Consider the following 12,701-nt stretch of genomic DNA (forward strand, 5'->3'; position numbering starts at 1 on the left):
TGTTTCTCCGTGCTTCATTTTAGGTAGTTAAGTGTTGTTCTTACCTTTTGGGTCAATCCACGACCCGTACGCTCAGGGTGTTGGCCATTTGGTTTCCCACCCCGGCGCTCTGATTCAACTGGATCACCCCACTGCTGCCGGTGAAGGCCTGGTCGCTGGTAACGACCTGGCGGCTGCCTGGGTTTTGATCAGTTGCCTCGGAGCTTATGAGCAGCGCCACGTTCTGTTGATCGAGGACGCTGTCGTCGATGCTTTGCGGTTTGGCGCTGATGCTTATTCGCAGTGCGTTGGCTTGCTGGTTGCTGGCGCCGGAAGACTGGTTGACGCCGAGTGCGCCGTTGCCGTTCGTGAAAGCATTGCCTTGAATCGAAGACGTGGCGTCCAGGGTAGGGTCGACCACCGTCCACGAATGCTGGCGAATTCTGTTGGAGGCGCTGGCCTCGGTACCGATGGCGATGGCCCGGCTATTGACTTGCTGCTGCTGATCACCCGCGGCCTGGTTGACTGTGAGGTTGCCGAGGTATTGCTGGCCGGATGCATCGATCGTTGCGTTGTTGATCGCCTGGGGGCCAGAGGCGGCCAAGGCGCAAGCGCTGTAAAGCATGGACAGAACCAGAAGGGTGCGTTTCATCTCAACGATCTCTGCTCAGGATTTGCAGGGCGCCCATGCCGCGATCAACGGATCGGTTGATGGTGTTGGAGATGCCATTGGTACTGGCCCCGGTGCGGCCGCTCGCCATGCCTGGCAGCTGTGCTTGACTACCGGTCAGGGCGCGCATGGCGCCACCATCAGGGGAGAGCACGCGGGTAACGGTTGAGCCACTGCTGACGCCGGCGAAGTCACCATCGCTGAGTTCGGTGCTGCTGATGACTTGTTTGGAATAGTCGGTGTTGGTAGCGACGGGTTTGGGATCAGGAGCCATCGTTGGCCGAGTGGCGATGCGCGGTTGTACTTCCCGCTTGATCACGATAACGCCTTCACCGGCAGCCTGGACTGGCAGGCTTATTGATGAACCGATTGCACATACGATCAGCAGGAGGCGAACAATGCCTTTATCAAGATTCCCCACGACGGCAATTCCTTCTTCAGGGCGCTGGGCCTTTTCGGCGTTTGCGAGGAAGAGAGCAGGAGGTGTGCCGCTTTTTGTTTTTCCATTGAAAACAGTGGGTTGGTTTTTTTGTCGGGGCGGTCAGAAATTGGTTGTAACGCCGATGAGACAGAAGACGGCTCATGGCGCTGTTCATCCCGGCGGCATTGCTCATCATGGCCCGTGTTGATTGGCTGTATCAGTCAATTAACACTTTACCCGGAGACGGGTATGAGCCCTTTTATTTGGCGGGTTTGCGGGGAGGTGAGTGTTACAGGAGTGGACGGATTGCCCGGGTTGGGTCCAACAATCAGCAGATGCCCAGCAACCGATTCACGGCTTCAAATGCCTCGCGTTGACGCTGTGCCCAGTCGCCACGAAGGACCTGGCAAGGCTGCTGGTGCAGGTCGAGCCAGGTGCGGCTCTCCTGGAAAAACGCCTGGCGTTCGGCCAGGTCGGGCTGGCAGCGCTGGCCATCGTCGCGCCAATTGACTTCTTCGGGGCTTAGCAGCAGATGCAAATCATAGTGCCGGGCGAGCAGGGCGCCCTCTATCCAGGCCGGGCAGTTTCCGAACAGCGTGCGGCTCCAGAGCATGTTGCTCAGCAAATGGGTATCGAGAATCAATAGCGACGGTTGTTTGGCACGCGCTTCGTCCTCCCACTGTAGTTGGCCAAGTGCAATCACGGAAATATCATCGTAGCAGGTGTTTCTCGCCACGCTGTCAATAAAGTGCCGGACATACTCCCCCACCAACACGCCGCCATAACGGGCCTGGATTTCGGCCCCCAGCCAGCTTTTGCCGCTGGATTCGGGCCCGGTCAGAACCAGCACTTTCATGGCTGCAACACCGGGTCGTTGCGCCATTCACGCCAGCCTTGCACGGCCAGCACGGTAAACAGGGCGTAGAGGGCGGCAGTCAGGTAGAGCCCCTTGTAGAGGAACAGCCCGACGAAGAGGGTGTCCAGCACGATCCACAATGGCCAGCATTGCACGCGCTTTTGCGCCATCCACAGTTGTGCCACCAGGCTGAAGGCGGTGAGGGCGGCATCGAGCCAGGGTTGGTCTGCATCGGTCCAGTGGGCCATGGCTGCGCCCAGGGCCAGGCTGGCCACCAGGCCCACGCCAAGGCCGAGCAACAACGGCTGGCCAGGCAGATAACTGACCTGACGACCGTGATGGGCGGCGCCTGCGCGGGTCCATTGCCACCAGCCATACAATTGCAACACGGCATAGACCAGTTGCAGGAGCATGTCCGAGTACAGCTTGACCTCGAAGAAGATCCAGCTGTAGAGCAACACCATTACCAGACCGATCGGCCAGCACCAGGGGTTCTGTTTGACCGTGAGCCATACAGCGATGACGCCGAGTGCAGCGGCGAACAATTCAAGGCCGGACATCGGCATTCCTTGGCAGCGTCAATAAGGGCTGCGATTGTAACCCGTGACAGCCCCGCTGCCACGGGTCAAAACGCAACGTTAGACGCGGAACTGACGCAGCAACTGGTTCAGTTGCTCGCTTAACACCTTGAGTTGCAGGCTGGCATTGCTCGATTGCTCCGCCGCCAGGGCCGTACTCTGGGACAGGCCGGCTGCCTGGGTCACGTTCTGGTTGATGTCTTCGACCACATGGGCCTGCTGCAGGGTGGCGCTGGCAATGGAAGCATTCAGCGCGTTGAGGTTCTGCAGGGCGTTACCGATGGCCGTCAGGCTTTCACCGGCCTGGCTGGCTTGCTCGACCGTCAGGCGCGAGGCGCGACTGCTGTCGGCGATGACCTTGACTGCCGCCTCGGATTGGCTCTGCAGGTGTTCGATCATCGTCTGGATTTGTGCAGTGGACTGCTGGGTGCGTTGGGCGAGCATCCGCACTTCGTCGGCGACCACGGCAAAACCCCGGCCTTGTTCACCGGCCCTGGCGGCCTCGATGGCGGCATTGAGCGCCAGCAGGTTGGTTTGCTCGGCGATCGAGCGAATGACTTCCAGCACGCTGCCGATCTGCGTGCTCTGGGTTGCCAGGTTCTGGATCACGTCGACCGCCTGGTCGATGGTGCCGGACAATTCATCGATCTGGCGCAGGCTGCTCTGGATATTGACCTGGCCTTGCTGGGCCTGTGCCTGGGCGTCACGCATTTCGCTGGCCGCGTGCTCGGCGTTCTTGGCCACATCCTGGACCCCGGAGGTCACCTCATTGACCGCGGTTGCCACCCGTTCCATTTGTTGCGATTGCTGTTGGCTGCGTTCCTGGGCCTGGCTGGCATTGCTGCCCATCTGGCTGGATGACAGGCCCAGGGCGCTGGCCGAGTCGAGCAACTGCGTCACCACGTGGTGGAGTTTGGCGGTGAAGGTGTTGAAGTGCTGGGCCAATCGGGTGATTTCGTCCCGGCCGTGAGTATCCAGGCTGCGGGTCAGGTCGCTTTCGCCGCTGGCAATGTCGGCCATGGCGTTGACCGCGTCCTGCAGGGGGCGAACGATACTGCGGGCGATGAGCACCACCAGCAGGGCCATGAGCACGGTAATGCCAAGGCCCATAAAGCTGGCATCACGGATTTGCCTATAGAACTCGGCCTGCATGTCATCGATGTAAACGCCGGAGCCGATCACCCAGCCCCACGGCTCGAACAGTTGCACGTACGAGGTCTTTTGCACCGGCGTACTGGCACCGGGCTTGGGCCAGCGGTAGTCCACGGTGCCGGCCCCCTTGGCGCGAGCGATGGCAGCCATTTCATTGAACAGGGCAAAGCCATCCGGGTCCTTGATGGTGGAGAGGTCCTGGCCGTCGAGCTTGGGATTGGTCGGATGCATGACCATCACCGGCTTGAGGTCATTGATCCAGAAGTAGTCGTTCTGGTCATAGCGCAGGCCGCGAATCACGTTCAACGCCTGCTTCTGGGCGGCTGCGCGATCCACCGTGCCGGCGGTCTCCAGCCCGTGGTAGTAGTCCAGGACGCCTTTGGCGGTCTGCACCACATGACGGGTTTTTTCGGCCTTGGCCTGATACAGATCGGTGTGAATCTGCTTGAGCATCAGCAGCCCGAGCGCAAACAGCATCAATACCGCGACAATCAGGATAAGCCACAAGCGGCGGCTAATAGATATATTGCGCAAGCTATTCATGAATCAGTCACCTCATTTCTTATTATTGTCACGTACATCCAGGCGATGCCTTTATCAGGCCAACCAGGCTGTCAGGAATTTCATGTTGCCGGATGCGGTCGACGGGCAGCGTTTAGCGCGCGGGTCTGATAGGATTTCGGCGCAAATGAATAAACCTGAATACTACCTTGGTCTTGTTTGCGTTTTTCATGGGCGCGCGTCGACGCGCAAACGAGCTCGCCGAGCACTTTAAAGTCACTAAAAACTAGGAAAGGGGCCTGCCTTGCGCATGGCTTCACGGGGGAATGATGGATTTTTGGACCGCCATACAGGCAGTTATACTAGGGATTGTTGAAGGGCTTACGGAGTTCTTGCCCATCTCCAGTACCGGTCACCAGATCATCGTCGCGGACCTGATCAACTTCGGTGGCGAGCGGGCCATGGCCTTCAACATCATCATTCAGCTAGGCGCGATCCTTGCGGTCGTCTGGGAATTCCGGCGCAAGATCATTGACGTGGTCGTGGGCCTGCCGACGCAGCCCAATGCACAGCGGTTCACCGTCAACCTGCTGATCGCATTCATGCCTGCCGTGGTGCTGGGCGTGCTGTTTGCCGACATGATTCATGAATACCTGTTCAATCCCATTACCGTCGCCGCTGCCCTGGTGGTTGGCGGTCTCGTCATGCTGTGGGCTGAACAGCGCCAGCATGTGATACGTGCCGAGCACGTCGACGATATGCGTTGGACCGATGCCTTGAAAATTGGCTGCGCCCAATGCCTGGCGATGATTCCGGGTACTTCGCGCTCTGGTTCGACAATTATCGGTGGGTTGTTGTTCGGCTTGTCGCGCAAGGCTGCGACCGAGTTTTCATTCTTTCTGGCCATGCCCACCATGGTCGGTGCCGCCGTGTACTCGGGTTATAAGTACCGCACGCTGTTCCAGCCGGCCGACTTCCCGGTCTTTGCCATCGGCTTTGTCGTGTCGTTCATTTTCGCGATGATCGCGGTGCGTAGCCTGCTCAAGTTCATTGCCAACCACAGCTATGCGGCGTTTGCCTGGTACCGGATCCTCTTCGGCCTGTTCATCCTGATCACCTGGGAGTTCGGCTGGGTGGACTGGGCGACGGCAAAAGCCACCCAGTGATGGAGACTGGGCGCCCGCGTACGGGCAAGTCGAGCGGGCCGCGAGTGGCTTCCAGGCAAGCTGTTGGCGCGGGTATCCAGAACGCAGGTGGCAAGCTGCTGGCATTGGCGGCGCTTTGCCTGCTGCCTCTTTCGGGATCGCTGCAGATGTTGGCTACAGGCCGGTCGGCGCTGCCGCTCCTGGCCTATGTGCTGGCGAGCTTGCTGACGTTTTATCTCTACTGGCACGACAAGCGCCAGGCGCGCGGCAACGCCTGGCGCACACCCGAGCGGGTACTGCATGCCGCCGAGTTGTGTGGTGGCTGGCCCGGTGCCTTATTGGCGCAACAACGGTTGCGGCACAAGACGCGCAAGTTGCCGTATCAGCTGAAGTTCTGGACCATCGTCATCGTGCATCAGCTTTTTTGGGTCGATCACCTGGTCTTCGCCGGCGCCTGGATGGGCAAGATGATTCGGCCCCTGATCGGTGCATGACGGCTGCCCCTCTCAACGCTTGAGCCCGAGCTGCAAGCGCTTGGGCAAGCGGCTGACCACCAGTTGGTGGGAGCCTGTCTTGCTGTCGGACTCATACGAATCGCTCACCACATTCCTTGAATGACTCGACCAGGTGGTCGATCCAGGCGCGTACCGCAGGCAGCACCCCGCGTCGGTGCGGATACACCGCTTGCAGATAGCCGCCGGGCATTGACCAGGCCGGCAGCAATTGCACCAGTTCGCCGCTGGCCAATCCTTCTTCACAGTACATGATCGGCAAGGCGGTGAAACCCAGCCCGGCCATCACCGCTGCCTTGCGCACGATAAAGTCATCGATGCCCAGGCGCGCTTCCAGGACCAGGTCGCGCTTGTTGCCTTGCTGGTCCAGCATGCGCAGATGCACCATGCGGTCGCTTTCCAGTGCTCCCAGCACCGGAACATTGGCCAGGTCGTCAGGGCTCTCTATCCTGCGCCCCTCGAGGAAGCTCGGTGCCGCCACCAGAACCATCTGCGCCTGACGCAGGCGCCTGGTCACCAGCATCGGGTCTTCGTCGCCCAGATCGCGCACGCGCAAGGCGACATCAATGCCTTCGGTGATCAGATCCACCCGACGGTTGAGCAGCACCATGTCCAGTTGTACGTGGGGATGGGCCTGCAGGAAACTGCTGATGATCGTCGGCAGCAGCTCATGGGCCAGGCCCACCGGGCAGGACACGCGCAGGCGCCCACGGGGCTCGCTGGACATGCTGGCAACTGCTTCGTCGGCCATTTCTGCCTCAAGCAACATGGCCTGGCAATGGCGCAGATAGCGTTCGCCCACGGCAGTCAGTTTCAGTTGCCGGGTCGTGCGTTGCAGCAGTCGGGCACCCAGGCGCTCTTCCAGCTCGGCTATGCGCCTCGACAGCCGCGACTTGGGGATGCCCAGCAACCGCCCGGCGGCAGCAAAGCCGCCGGCTTCCACCACTTTGGCGAAATAATAGAGGTCGTTGAGGTCTTGCATGGTAAGGCTCTATTGTCCTGTATACAGGACAAACTAACGCATTTACCCTGACTAATCAGCAATTGATTATGTCTGTAGGATTATCTCCAGCTTGATCGCATTTGCAGCGATCCCCCTTCAGGAGAATCCCCATGAAACTGTTGCACATCGATTCCAGCATCCTCGGCGACAATTCCGCTTCTCGTCAGTTGAGCCGCAGCGTGGTCCAGGCCTGGCAAGCGGCCGAGCCCGACAGCAAGGTCACCTACCGCGACCTGGCCAGCGATGCCATCAGCCACTTTTCTGCAGCCACCCTGGTCGCTGCCGGTACCCCTGAAGAACTGCGTGATGCCGCACAACGGCATGAAGCCCAACTGAGTGCCGACACCCTGCAAGAATTCCTCGACGCAGACGCCGTCGTTATCGCCGCGCCCATGTACAACTTCACCGTACCGACCCAGCTCAAGGCCTGGATCGATCGTATCGCGATCGCCGGCAAGACCTTCCGTTACACCGAGGCGGGCCCTGAAGGCCTGTGCGGTGGCAAGAAAGTCGTGATCGTATCGACCTCCGGTGGCTTGCACGCCGGTCAGCCTACCGGTGTGGGCCATGAAGAGTTCCTGAAGGTGTTCCTGGGCTTTATCGGTATCACCGACATCGAAATCGTCCGTGCTCATGGCCTGGGTTATGGCGATGACGTGCGCAGCAAAGCCATGAGCGACGCCCAGGTGCAGATCAGCGAGCAACTGTTCGCGGCAGCCTGATCGATCGCCCCGACAATGCCGGCGGCAGGTTCACGACCTGCCGCCGGCATTTTTGTTTCTGCTCGGAACCTGGGGCGTGCGCTTGTTCTCGCCCGGGGTTGCCAATCATTGATTGGCAGCTCGACGCGACAGCGACAGGGTCAAGACTAGACCGGCGACTGACAGCAGTGCTGCACACAAGAAAATCCAGGGGTAGCCCAGGTGCAAGGCAACAAAGCCCATGACCGGGCCTGCGATTGCCAATGCCAGGTCGAAAAAAACGGAATAGGCGCTCAGGCCCGCACCACGGCTGGACGTGGGCACCTGCTTGATGGCTTCGACGCCGAGCGCCGGATACACCAGCGACAAGCCAAAGCCAGCCAGGGCTGCGCCGGCCAGGGCAACCGGCGTCGAGGGCGCCAGCCAGAGCAGGCACAAGCCCAGGGTCTCGATGGTCATGCAGGCGATTGCCACGGGAAAACCACCCAGGCGATTGATCGAGTTGGCAAACAGCAGTCGCGCCAGCACAAAGCAGACGCCGAAGGCCGTCAGGCACCAGGCTGCACCGGCCCAGCCCCGTTCGATGTAATAGAGGGTGATGAAGGTGGTCAGGGTGCCATAACCGATCGAGGCCAGCGCCAGGCCGGTTCCGAATGGCGCGACCCGTCCGAATGCAGACCAGAATGGCAAGCGCTCACCGCCAGTCACCGCCAGCGAAGCCTTGTTGCGGATGATCACCAGCGCCAGCAAGGCGAGGGCGGTCAGAGCGACGCCCAGGGCCGCAAAACCCAGCCCGTCGACCAATACGACCCCCAGCGGTGCACCCATTGCAATGGCGCCATATGAAGCAATGCCATTCCAGGAAATCATCCGCGCCGTATGCTCGGCGCCGAGCTGGCCGATGCCCCAGCTATTGGTGCCAACGCCAATCAGGCCCTGGGCGATACCGAGCAGCAACCGTCCCGCTATGAGCACCACCAGGCTGACCACGGGCAGGTTGATCAGCAAGGTCGAGGCGAGGGTCAACACACCGCTCAAGGCGATGCCGATCAGCCCGTAGATGATTGCGCGCTTGGTTCCCAGGCTGTCGGCAAGGCGCCCGGCCGATGGACGGCTGAGCAGGGTTGCCAGGTACTGCGAGCCGATGGTCAGCCCGGCGATGGCTGGGCTGAAGCCCAGTTGGTCATGCACGTAACCGGGCAATACCGCGATGGGCAGGCCGATGCAGAGAAATGCAATAAAGGTGTAGAAAACGATGGACAGGATCTGCAGGGTGATCGACATCGAAGACGGGAGTGCTGGTTGTTGCGCAGACATGAGGCTCGTTCGCTGGCAGGCGGATGGAGAACAGCATCATGGCGGGGGTTGGGGATAAAAGAAAGCAGGCTAACGAATTTTTTCCAAGCGCCAGGCCGCCTCGTACCCACGCGCGTGGGAACGAGGGGGAGTGTAGGAAGCGGGTTAGATCACCACACCCTGACTACGCAGGTAGTCATCATAGGTGCCGCTGAAATCGACGACGCCATTGGCACTCAGCTCGATGATGCGGGTGGCCAGGGAGGATACGAACTCGCGGTCATGGCTGACGAACACCAGGGTGCCAGGGTAGTTTTCCAGCGCCAGGTTCAGCGACTCGATCGATTCCATGTCCAGGTGGTTGGTCGGTTCATCCATGATCAGCACGTTAGGCTTTTGCAGGATCAGCTTGCCGAACAGCATGCGGCCTTGCTCACCACCGGAAATCACCTTGACCGACTTGAGGATCTCGTCGTTCGAGAACAGCATGCGACCCAGCGTGCCGCGCACCAGTTGCTCGCCGCCTTGGGTCCATTGGCCCATCCAGTCGAACAGGTTGACATCATCTTCGAAATCGGCGGCGTGGTCCTGGGCGTAGTAGCCCAGCTCCGCGCTTTCGGTCCACTTGACGTCACCTGCGTCCGGGGTCAGCTCGCCGACCAGGGTCCGCAGCAGGGTGGTCTTGCCGATACCGTTCGGGCCGATGATCGCCACGCGCTCGCCGGCTTCGACCTGGAAGCTGAAGTTCTTGAACAGCGTATTGCCGTCGAAGCCCTTGGACATATGCTCGACGGTGACCGCCTGGCGGTGCAGCTTTTTGGTCTGCTCGAAGCGAATGAACGGGCTGATCCGGCTCGAAGGCTTGACCTCGGCCAGCTGGATCTTGTCAATCTGCTTGGCACGCGACGTTGCTTGCTTGGCTTTCGAGGCGTTGGCCGAGAAGCGGCTGACGAAGGTCTGCAGCTCGGCGATCTGGGCTTTCTTCTTGGCATTGTCCGACAGCAGTTGCTCGCGGGACTGGGTCGCCGCGGTCATGTACTCGTCATAGTTACCCGGGAACAGGCGCAGTTCACCGTAGTCCAGGTCGGCCATATGGGTGCAGACGCTATTGAGGAAGTGACGGTCGTGGGAAATGATAATCATGGTGCTGTTACGCGCCGTGAGAATGTTTTCCAGCCAGCGGATAGTGTTGATGTCCAGGTGGTTGGTCGGCTCGTCGAGCAACAACACTTCCGGATCGGAGAACAACGCCTGCGCCAGCAACACCCGCAGTTTCCAGCCCGGCGCGACTTCGCTCATCGGGCCGAAGTGCTGCTCCAGGGGAATACCCAGGCCCAGCAACAGCTCGCCAGCACGGGATTCGGCGGTGTAGCCGTCCATTTCGGCGAATTCGGTTTCAAGCTCGGCGACGGCCATGCCGTCATCTTCCGACATTTCCGGCAGCGAATAGATGCGATCGCGCTCGGCCTTGACCTTCCACAGTTCTTCATGGCCCATGATCACGGTATCGATCACGGCGAACTCTTCGTAAGCGAACTGATCCTGGCGCAATTTACCCAGGCGCACGTTCGGCTCCAGCATCACCTGACCGCCGGAAGCTTCCAGGTCGCTGCCGAGGATTTTCATGAAGGTCGATTTGCCACAACCGTTGGCGCCGATAAGGCCGTAGCGGTTGCCGTTGCCAAACTTGACCGAAACGTTTTCGAACAGAGGCTTGGCACCGAATTGCATGGTGATGTTAGCGGTGGAGATCAAGGGGCTTACCTATCAATAACTTAGAGAGCGCTGGTTTCAGCCGATACCAATTTGATACCAATTTGGAGCTTTGCCAGCTCGCTCCAATCAGAATTTGAGTTAATCCATCGCGCATACGTTGACAACAGCATTTGCACGCTGTGACCGAGCTGTTGGGAGATAAACGCGGGATTCAAACCGGACATTCAGCATATTGTCGCATATGTATGACGGCAGTTGTATGGCGGTCTGTACCGGATTCCAGGCGCGGCCAGGGTCGGCCGTCGCTGGATGCAGGTCGGAGGTCTGTTTTACGTGTGCTGCGAGCACTGCATGACGTGCGACAAGCCGGCGACTGACCAGGTCGATACTCGGATCGCGCGCAATCAGAGCAAGTAGCCAGTTGCATGTCCGAGGTGTCTATCCTGCACTCCGACGATGAGGTGCAGTGGAGTGTGCTGTTGCGAATCTATCGATACAACTTCGAACCCACCCACTATTTGGGGTTGTCGCTCACCCGGTTCAGTCGACTCTTCTGCCAGTGCCTTAGCCATTCTCGCGTGGTTCGCTGCGATTTCATTGAGAGTTGACACGTTACATCTCCCGGTGACTGACCAAGCGCATCGCTGGAGTCCTTAAGCGTTAATTGAATTGCCGCCGCGTCAGAATTACGTCGCTCTGGGGCTGCTGCGAGCGTCCTTGGGCAATCCTTAAGCCAGCTGTGGTCGCGTATTGCGCGCGAGGTTTCCATATGCGACGAATGGTGGCGCGGAGTGATTCATGAGCACTTTCCTGATCGACCTGCCGCGCCTGGATCGGTGAGCGTAAAATAGGGGGGGCCACCTCATCAAAAGGAGCCGCACATGATCGCCGACCAAATCAACAAACAGGTTGCTGACGAAAGAGCCGTTTGGGATCAGTATTTTTGTGCTGCATTGATTGCGGAAAGCAATCTGTCGGCACCGGTTGTAGGGGGGCCGAAGTCGAATCACGAGGACAGGCAGAACCTGCTGGTCGAGAGGGCCAAGGTTCTCGCTGACAAGATGATGGACAGTAGAAAATAAAACTGAGCCCAGCTCGCGCTGGGCTTTTTCATCTGGAGCCGACATGGCCTTCCAGGGCGACAGTTTGAGCGATGCCTGCACCTGCATGCCAAGCATCACGTTCAGATTGCGTTTGGCCACTTACCGAGAAAATTCTTGGTTGTATTCATTATTGTTTTCAATGATTACATCCTAATAACCCGAACCACCCACACCGCCCATGCCACCGACACCTTCCGACTGTTTCGCCTTGCGCTGCTGTTCACTCCATTGATCGCAGGTTTTGAAGCCCTGGTGGTCCACGCTATCGGCAACATCGAAGCTGACATGGTAGGGCTGTTGCTGGCTTGCCTGGGAGAGTCGGTAGTCGAAACAGGAACCCGGGGCCTGCGTACGCGCTACCTCGGCCAAGGGCTGGCCGCCGATGCGCAGAACCTGTTGCTTGCTCATGCCCTTTTTGACTTGTGCGACCAACGGTTGATCACGATAGGCCTCATACGTCGCATTGGCACAACCGCCCAATGCTGCCAGCACGACACAGGTTGCGAGTAAGTGCTTGTTCATTGACCGGGGCTCCCGATGCCTGGGTGAGTATCGCAGGGGACTGCTCGCTACGGATGCGCGAACTGGGTTCGAAACCAGTCATCGAGCATGGCCTTTTCAGCATAGAGGCGGTCGCTGTGGGTCGCCCGGCCGGGACGCTGCAAATAGAACTTGTCGCTCAGTTGAGCGTCGGCCTGCTTGAGTACCTGGCTGTTCTGTTTGAGCACATAATGGAGGTTGATGCTTGGCCAGGTGATGTCACGCATGAAGCGTACCTGGCTGGCATTGGTCCGCCAGGGTTCATAGCGCCCGGCCAGGTCAATATCACGCACCTCGATCTGCAACTGTTGACCGGGCTTGAGGTAGCGCTCACCCAGGCCCTCCATATAGCTGCGCAGGTCCTTCATGACAAACTCATCGGCGCCGCGTTCGTAACCGGTGGTACTCAAGCTGGCATCGCGAAAGGATTCAGGGTTCTTGTAGTTGACTTCGACGGCTTTGTTGGTCGCCGCCAGGGATTGTCCGCTGGTCGCTATCATCAACAGGGCCAGCGTGGCACCCGACATT

Annotated in this window: 15 protein-coding genes and 2 pseudogenes; 4 read left to right on the top strand and 13 right to left on the bottom strand. The window is 59.4% G+C overall.

What is annotated here, in order from left to right; genetic code table 11:
- Positions 1-52: 52 nt before the first annotated feature.
- The 6 genes and pseudogenes from NVV94_RS10235 to NVV94_RS26845 all read right to left on the bottom strand — a co-directional run.
- Entirely contained in the window at positions 53-631 is a 579-nt protein-coding gene (locus NVV94_RS10235) for an adhesin (RefSeq protein WP_258447050.1), read from the bottom strand.
- Between the two features lies 1 nt (position 632).
- The gene (locus NVV94_RS10240) at positions 633-1,070 is read right to left on the bottom strand and encodes a hypothetical protein (RefSeq protein WP_258447051.1); all 438 of its coding nucleotides are present in this window, start codon (positions 1,068-1,070) and stop codon (positions 633-635) included.
- Positions 1,071-1,398: 328 nt separating this feature from the next.
- Entirely contained in the window at positions 1,399-1,926 is a 528-nt protein-coding gene (locus NVV94_RS10245) for an AAA family ATPase (protein ID WP_258447052.1), read from the bottom strand.
- A complete protein-coding gene (pnuC, locus tag NVV94_RS10250; protein WP_258447053.1) occupies positions 1,923-2,486 on the bottom strand; it encodes a nicotinamide riboside transporter PnuC in 564 nt (187 codons plus the stop codon). Before pnuC ends, NVV94_RS10245 begins: the two co-directional genes overlap by 4 nt.
- A gap of 78 nt (positions 2,487-2,564) precedes the next feature.
- Entirely contained in the window at positions 2,565-3,353 is a 789-nt protein-coding gene (locus tag NVV94_RS26840; protein WP_408733491.1) for a methyl-accepting chemotaxis protein, read from the bottom strand.
- Positions 3,354-3,470: 117 nt separating this feature from the next.
- Positions 3,471-4,199, bottom strand: a pseudogene (locus tag NVV94_RS26845) (cache domain-containing protein); the annotation flags it as partial.
- Between the two features lie 287 nt (positions 4,200-4,486).
- On the opposite strand from NVV94_RS26845, the gene NVV94_RS10260 reads away from it, so the two are divergent.
- Entirely contained in the window at positions 4,487-5,323 is an 837-nt protein-coding gene (locus tag NVV94_RS10260; protein WP_258447662.1) for an undecaprenyl-diphosphate phosphatase, read from the top strand.
- Entirely contained in the window at positions 5,323-5,796 is a 474-nt protein-coding gene (locus NVV94_RS10265) for a DUF1294 domain-containing protein (RefSeq protein WP_258447055.1), read from the top strand. Before NVV94_RS10260 ends, NVV94_RS10265 begins: the two co-directional genes overlap by 1 nt.
- Before the next feature lie 91 nt (positions 5,797-5,887).
- Here NVV94_RS10265 and NVV94_RS10270 read toward each other — a convergent pair whose 3' ends face one another.
- A complete protein-coding gene (locus NVV94_RS10270; RefSeq protein ID WP_258447056.1) occupies positions 5,888-6,796 on the bottom strand; it encodes a LysR substrate-binding domain-containing protein in 909 nt (302 codons plus the stop codon).
- A gap of 131 nt (positions 6,797-6,927) precedes the next feature.
- On the opposite strand from NVV94_RS10270, the gene NVV94_RS10275 reads away from it, so the two are divergent.
- Positions 6,928-7,539, top strand: coding sequence for an FMN-dependent NADH-azoreductase (locus NVV94_RS10275; RefSeq protein ID WP_258447057.1), 612 nt, complete (start codon positions 6,928-6,930; stop codon positions 7,537-7,539).
- A 105-nt stretch (positions 7,540-7,644) separates the two neighbouring features.
- Here NVV94_RS10275 and NVV94_RS10280 read toward each other — a convergent pair whose 3' ends face one another.
- From NVV94_RS10280 to NVV94_RS10295, 4 genes and pseudogenes are all read right to left on the bottom strand, one after another.
- The gene (locus tag NVV94_RS10280; protein WP_258447058.1) at positions 7,645-8,835 is read right to left on the bottom strand and encodes an MFS transporter; all 1,191 of its coding nucleotides are present in this window, start codon (positions 8,833-8,835) and stop codon (positions 7,645-7,647) included.
- Between the two features lie 144 nt (positions 8,836-8,979).
- Entirely contained in the window at positions 8,980-10,569 is a 1,590-nt protein-coding gene (locus NVV94_RS10285) for an ABC-F family ATPase (protein ID WP_258447059.1), read from the bottom strand.
- Between the two features lie 20 nt (positions 10,570-10,589).
- Positions 10,590-10,866: pseudogene (locus NVV94_RS10290) on the bottom strand (site-specific integrase); the annotation flags it as partial.
- A 68-nt stretch (positions 10,867-10,934) separates the two neighbouring features.
- On the bottom strand, positions 10,935-11,141 hold the full coding sequence (locus tag NVV94_RS10295) for a hypothetical protein (protein ID WP_258447060.1): 207 nt from the start codon (positions 11,139-11,141) through the stop codon (positions 10,935-10,937).
- Between the two features lie 270 nt (positions 11,142-11,411).
- On the opposite strand from NVV94_RS10295, the gene NVV94_RS10300 reads away from it, so the two are divergent.
- Entirely contained in the window at positions 11,412-11,612 is a 201-nt protein-coding gene (locus NVV94_RS10300; RefSeq protein WP_258447061.1) for a hypothetical protein, read from the top strand.
- A gap of 171 nt (positions 11,613-11,783) precedes the next feature.
- On the opposite strand, the gene osmE is transcribed toward NVV94_RS10300, so the two are convergent.
- Together osmE and NVV94_RS10310 are read right to left on the bottom strand one after the other, a co-directional pair.
- Positions 11,784-12,155: an osmotically-inducible lipoprotein OsmE gene (gene osmE, locus NVV94_RS10305; RefSeq protein ID WP_258447062.1), complete on the bottom strand. Its 372-nt coding sequence runs from the start codon at positions 12,153-12,155 to the stop codon at positions 11,784-11,786.
- 47 nt (positions 12,156-12,202) lie between these two features.
- A complete protein-coding gene (locus NVV94_RS10310; protein ID WP_408733492.1) occupies positions 12,203-12,700 on the bottom strand; it encodes a DUF3016 domain-containing protein in 498 nt (165 codons plus the stop codon).
- Position 12,701: the final 1 nt, after the last annotated feature.

The organism is Pseudomonas sp. LS1212, assembly GCF_024741815.1.
Lineage (GTDB): Bacteria > Pseudomonadota > Gammaproteobacteria > Pseudomonadales > Pseudomonadaceae > Aquipseudomonas.

What these genes read in the sequence shown, in the direction of transcription:
- NVV94_RS10235 (WP_258447050.1), bottom strand. Translation starts at nt 631, where the DNA reads ATGAAACGCACCCTTCTGGTTCTGTCCATGCTTTACAGCGCTTGCGCC.
- NVV94_RS10245 (WP_258447052.1), bottom strand. Translation starts at nt 1,926, where the DNA reads ATGAAAGTGCTGGTTCTGACCGGGCCCGAATCCAGCGGCAAAAGCTGG.
- pnuC (WP_258447053.1), bottom strand. Translation starts at nt 2,486, where the DNA reads ATGTCCGGCCTTGAATTGTTCGCCGCTGCACTCGGCGTCATCGCTGTA.
- NVV94_RS26840 (WP_408733491.1), bottom strand. Translation starts at nt 3,353, where the DNA reads ATGGGCAGCAATGCCAGCCAGGCCCAGGAACGCAGCCAACAGCAATCG.
- NVV94_RS10260 (WP_258447662.1), top strand. Translation starts at nt 4,487, where the DNA reads ATGGATTTTTGGACCGCCATACAGGCAGTTATACTAGGGATTGTTGAA.
- NVV94_RS10265 (WP_258447055.1), top strand. Translation starts at nt 5,323, where the DNA reads ATGGAGACTGGGCGCCCGCGTACGGGCAAGTCGAGCGGGCCGCGAGTG.
- NVV94_RS10270 (WP_258447056.1), bottom strand. Translation starts at nt 6,796, where the DNA reads ATGCAAGACCTCAACGACCTCTATTATTTCGCCAAAGTGGTGGAAGCC.
- NVV94_RS10275 (WP_258447057.1), top strand. Translation starts at nt 6,928, where the DNA reads ATGAAACTGTTGCACATCGATTCCAGCATCCTCGGCGACAATTCCGCT.
- NVV94_RS10280 (WP_258447058.1), bottom strand. Translation starts at nt 8,835, where the DNA reads ATGTCTGCGCAACAACCAGCACTCCCGTCTTCGATGTCGATCACCCTG.
- NVV94_RS10300 (WP_258447061.1), top strand. Translation starts at nt 11,412, where the DNA reads ATGATCGCCGACCAAATCAACAAACAGGTTGCTGACGAAAGAGCCGTT.
- osmE (WP_258447062.1), bottom strand. Translation starts at nt 12,155, where the DNA reads ATGAACAAGCACTTACTCGCAACCTGTGTCGTGCTGGCAGCATTGGGC.
- NVV94_RS10310 (WP_408733492.1), bottom strand. Translation starts at nt 12,700, where the DNA reads ATGTCGGGTGCCACGCTGGCCCTGTTGATGATAGCGACCAGCGGACAA.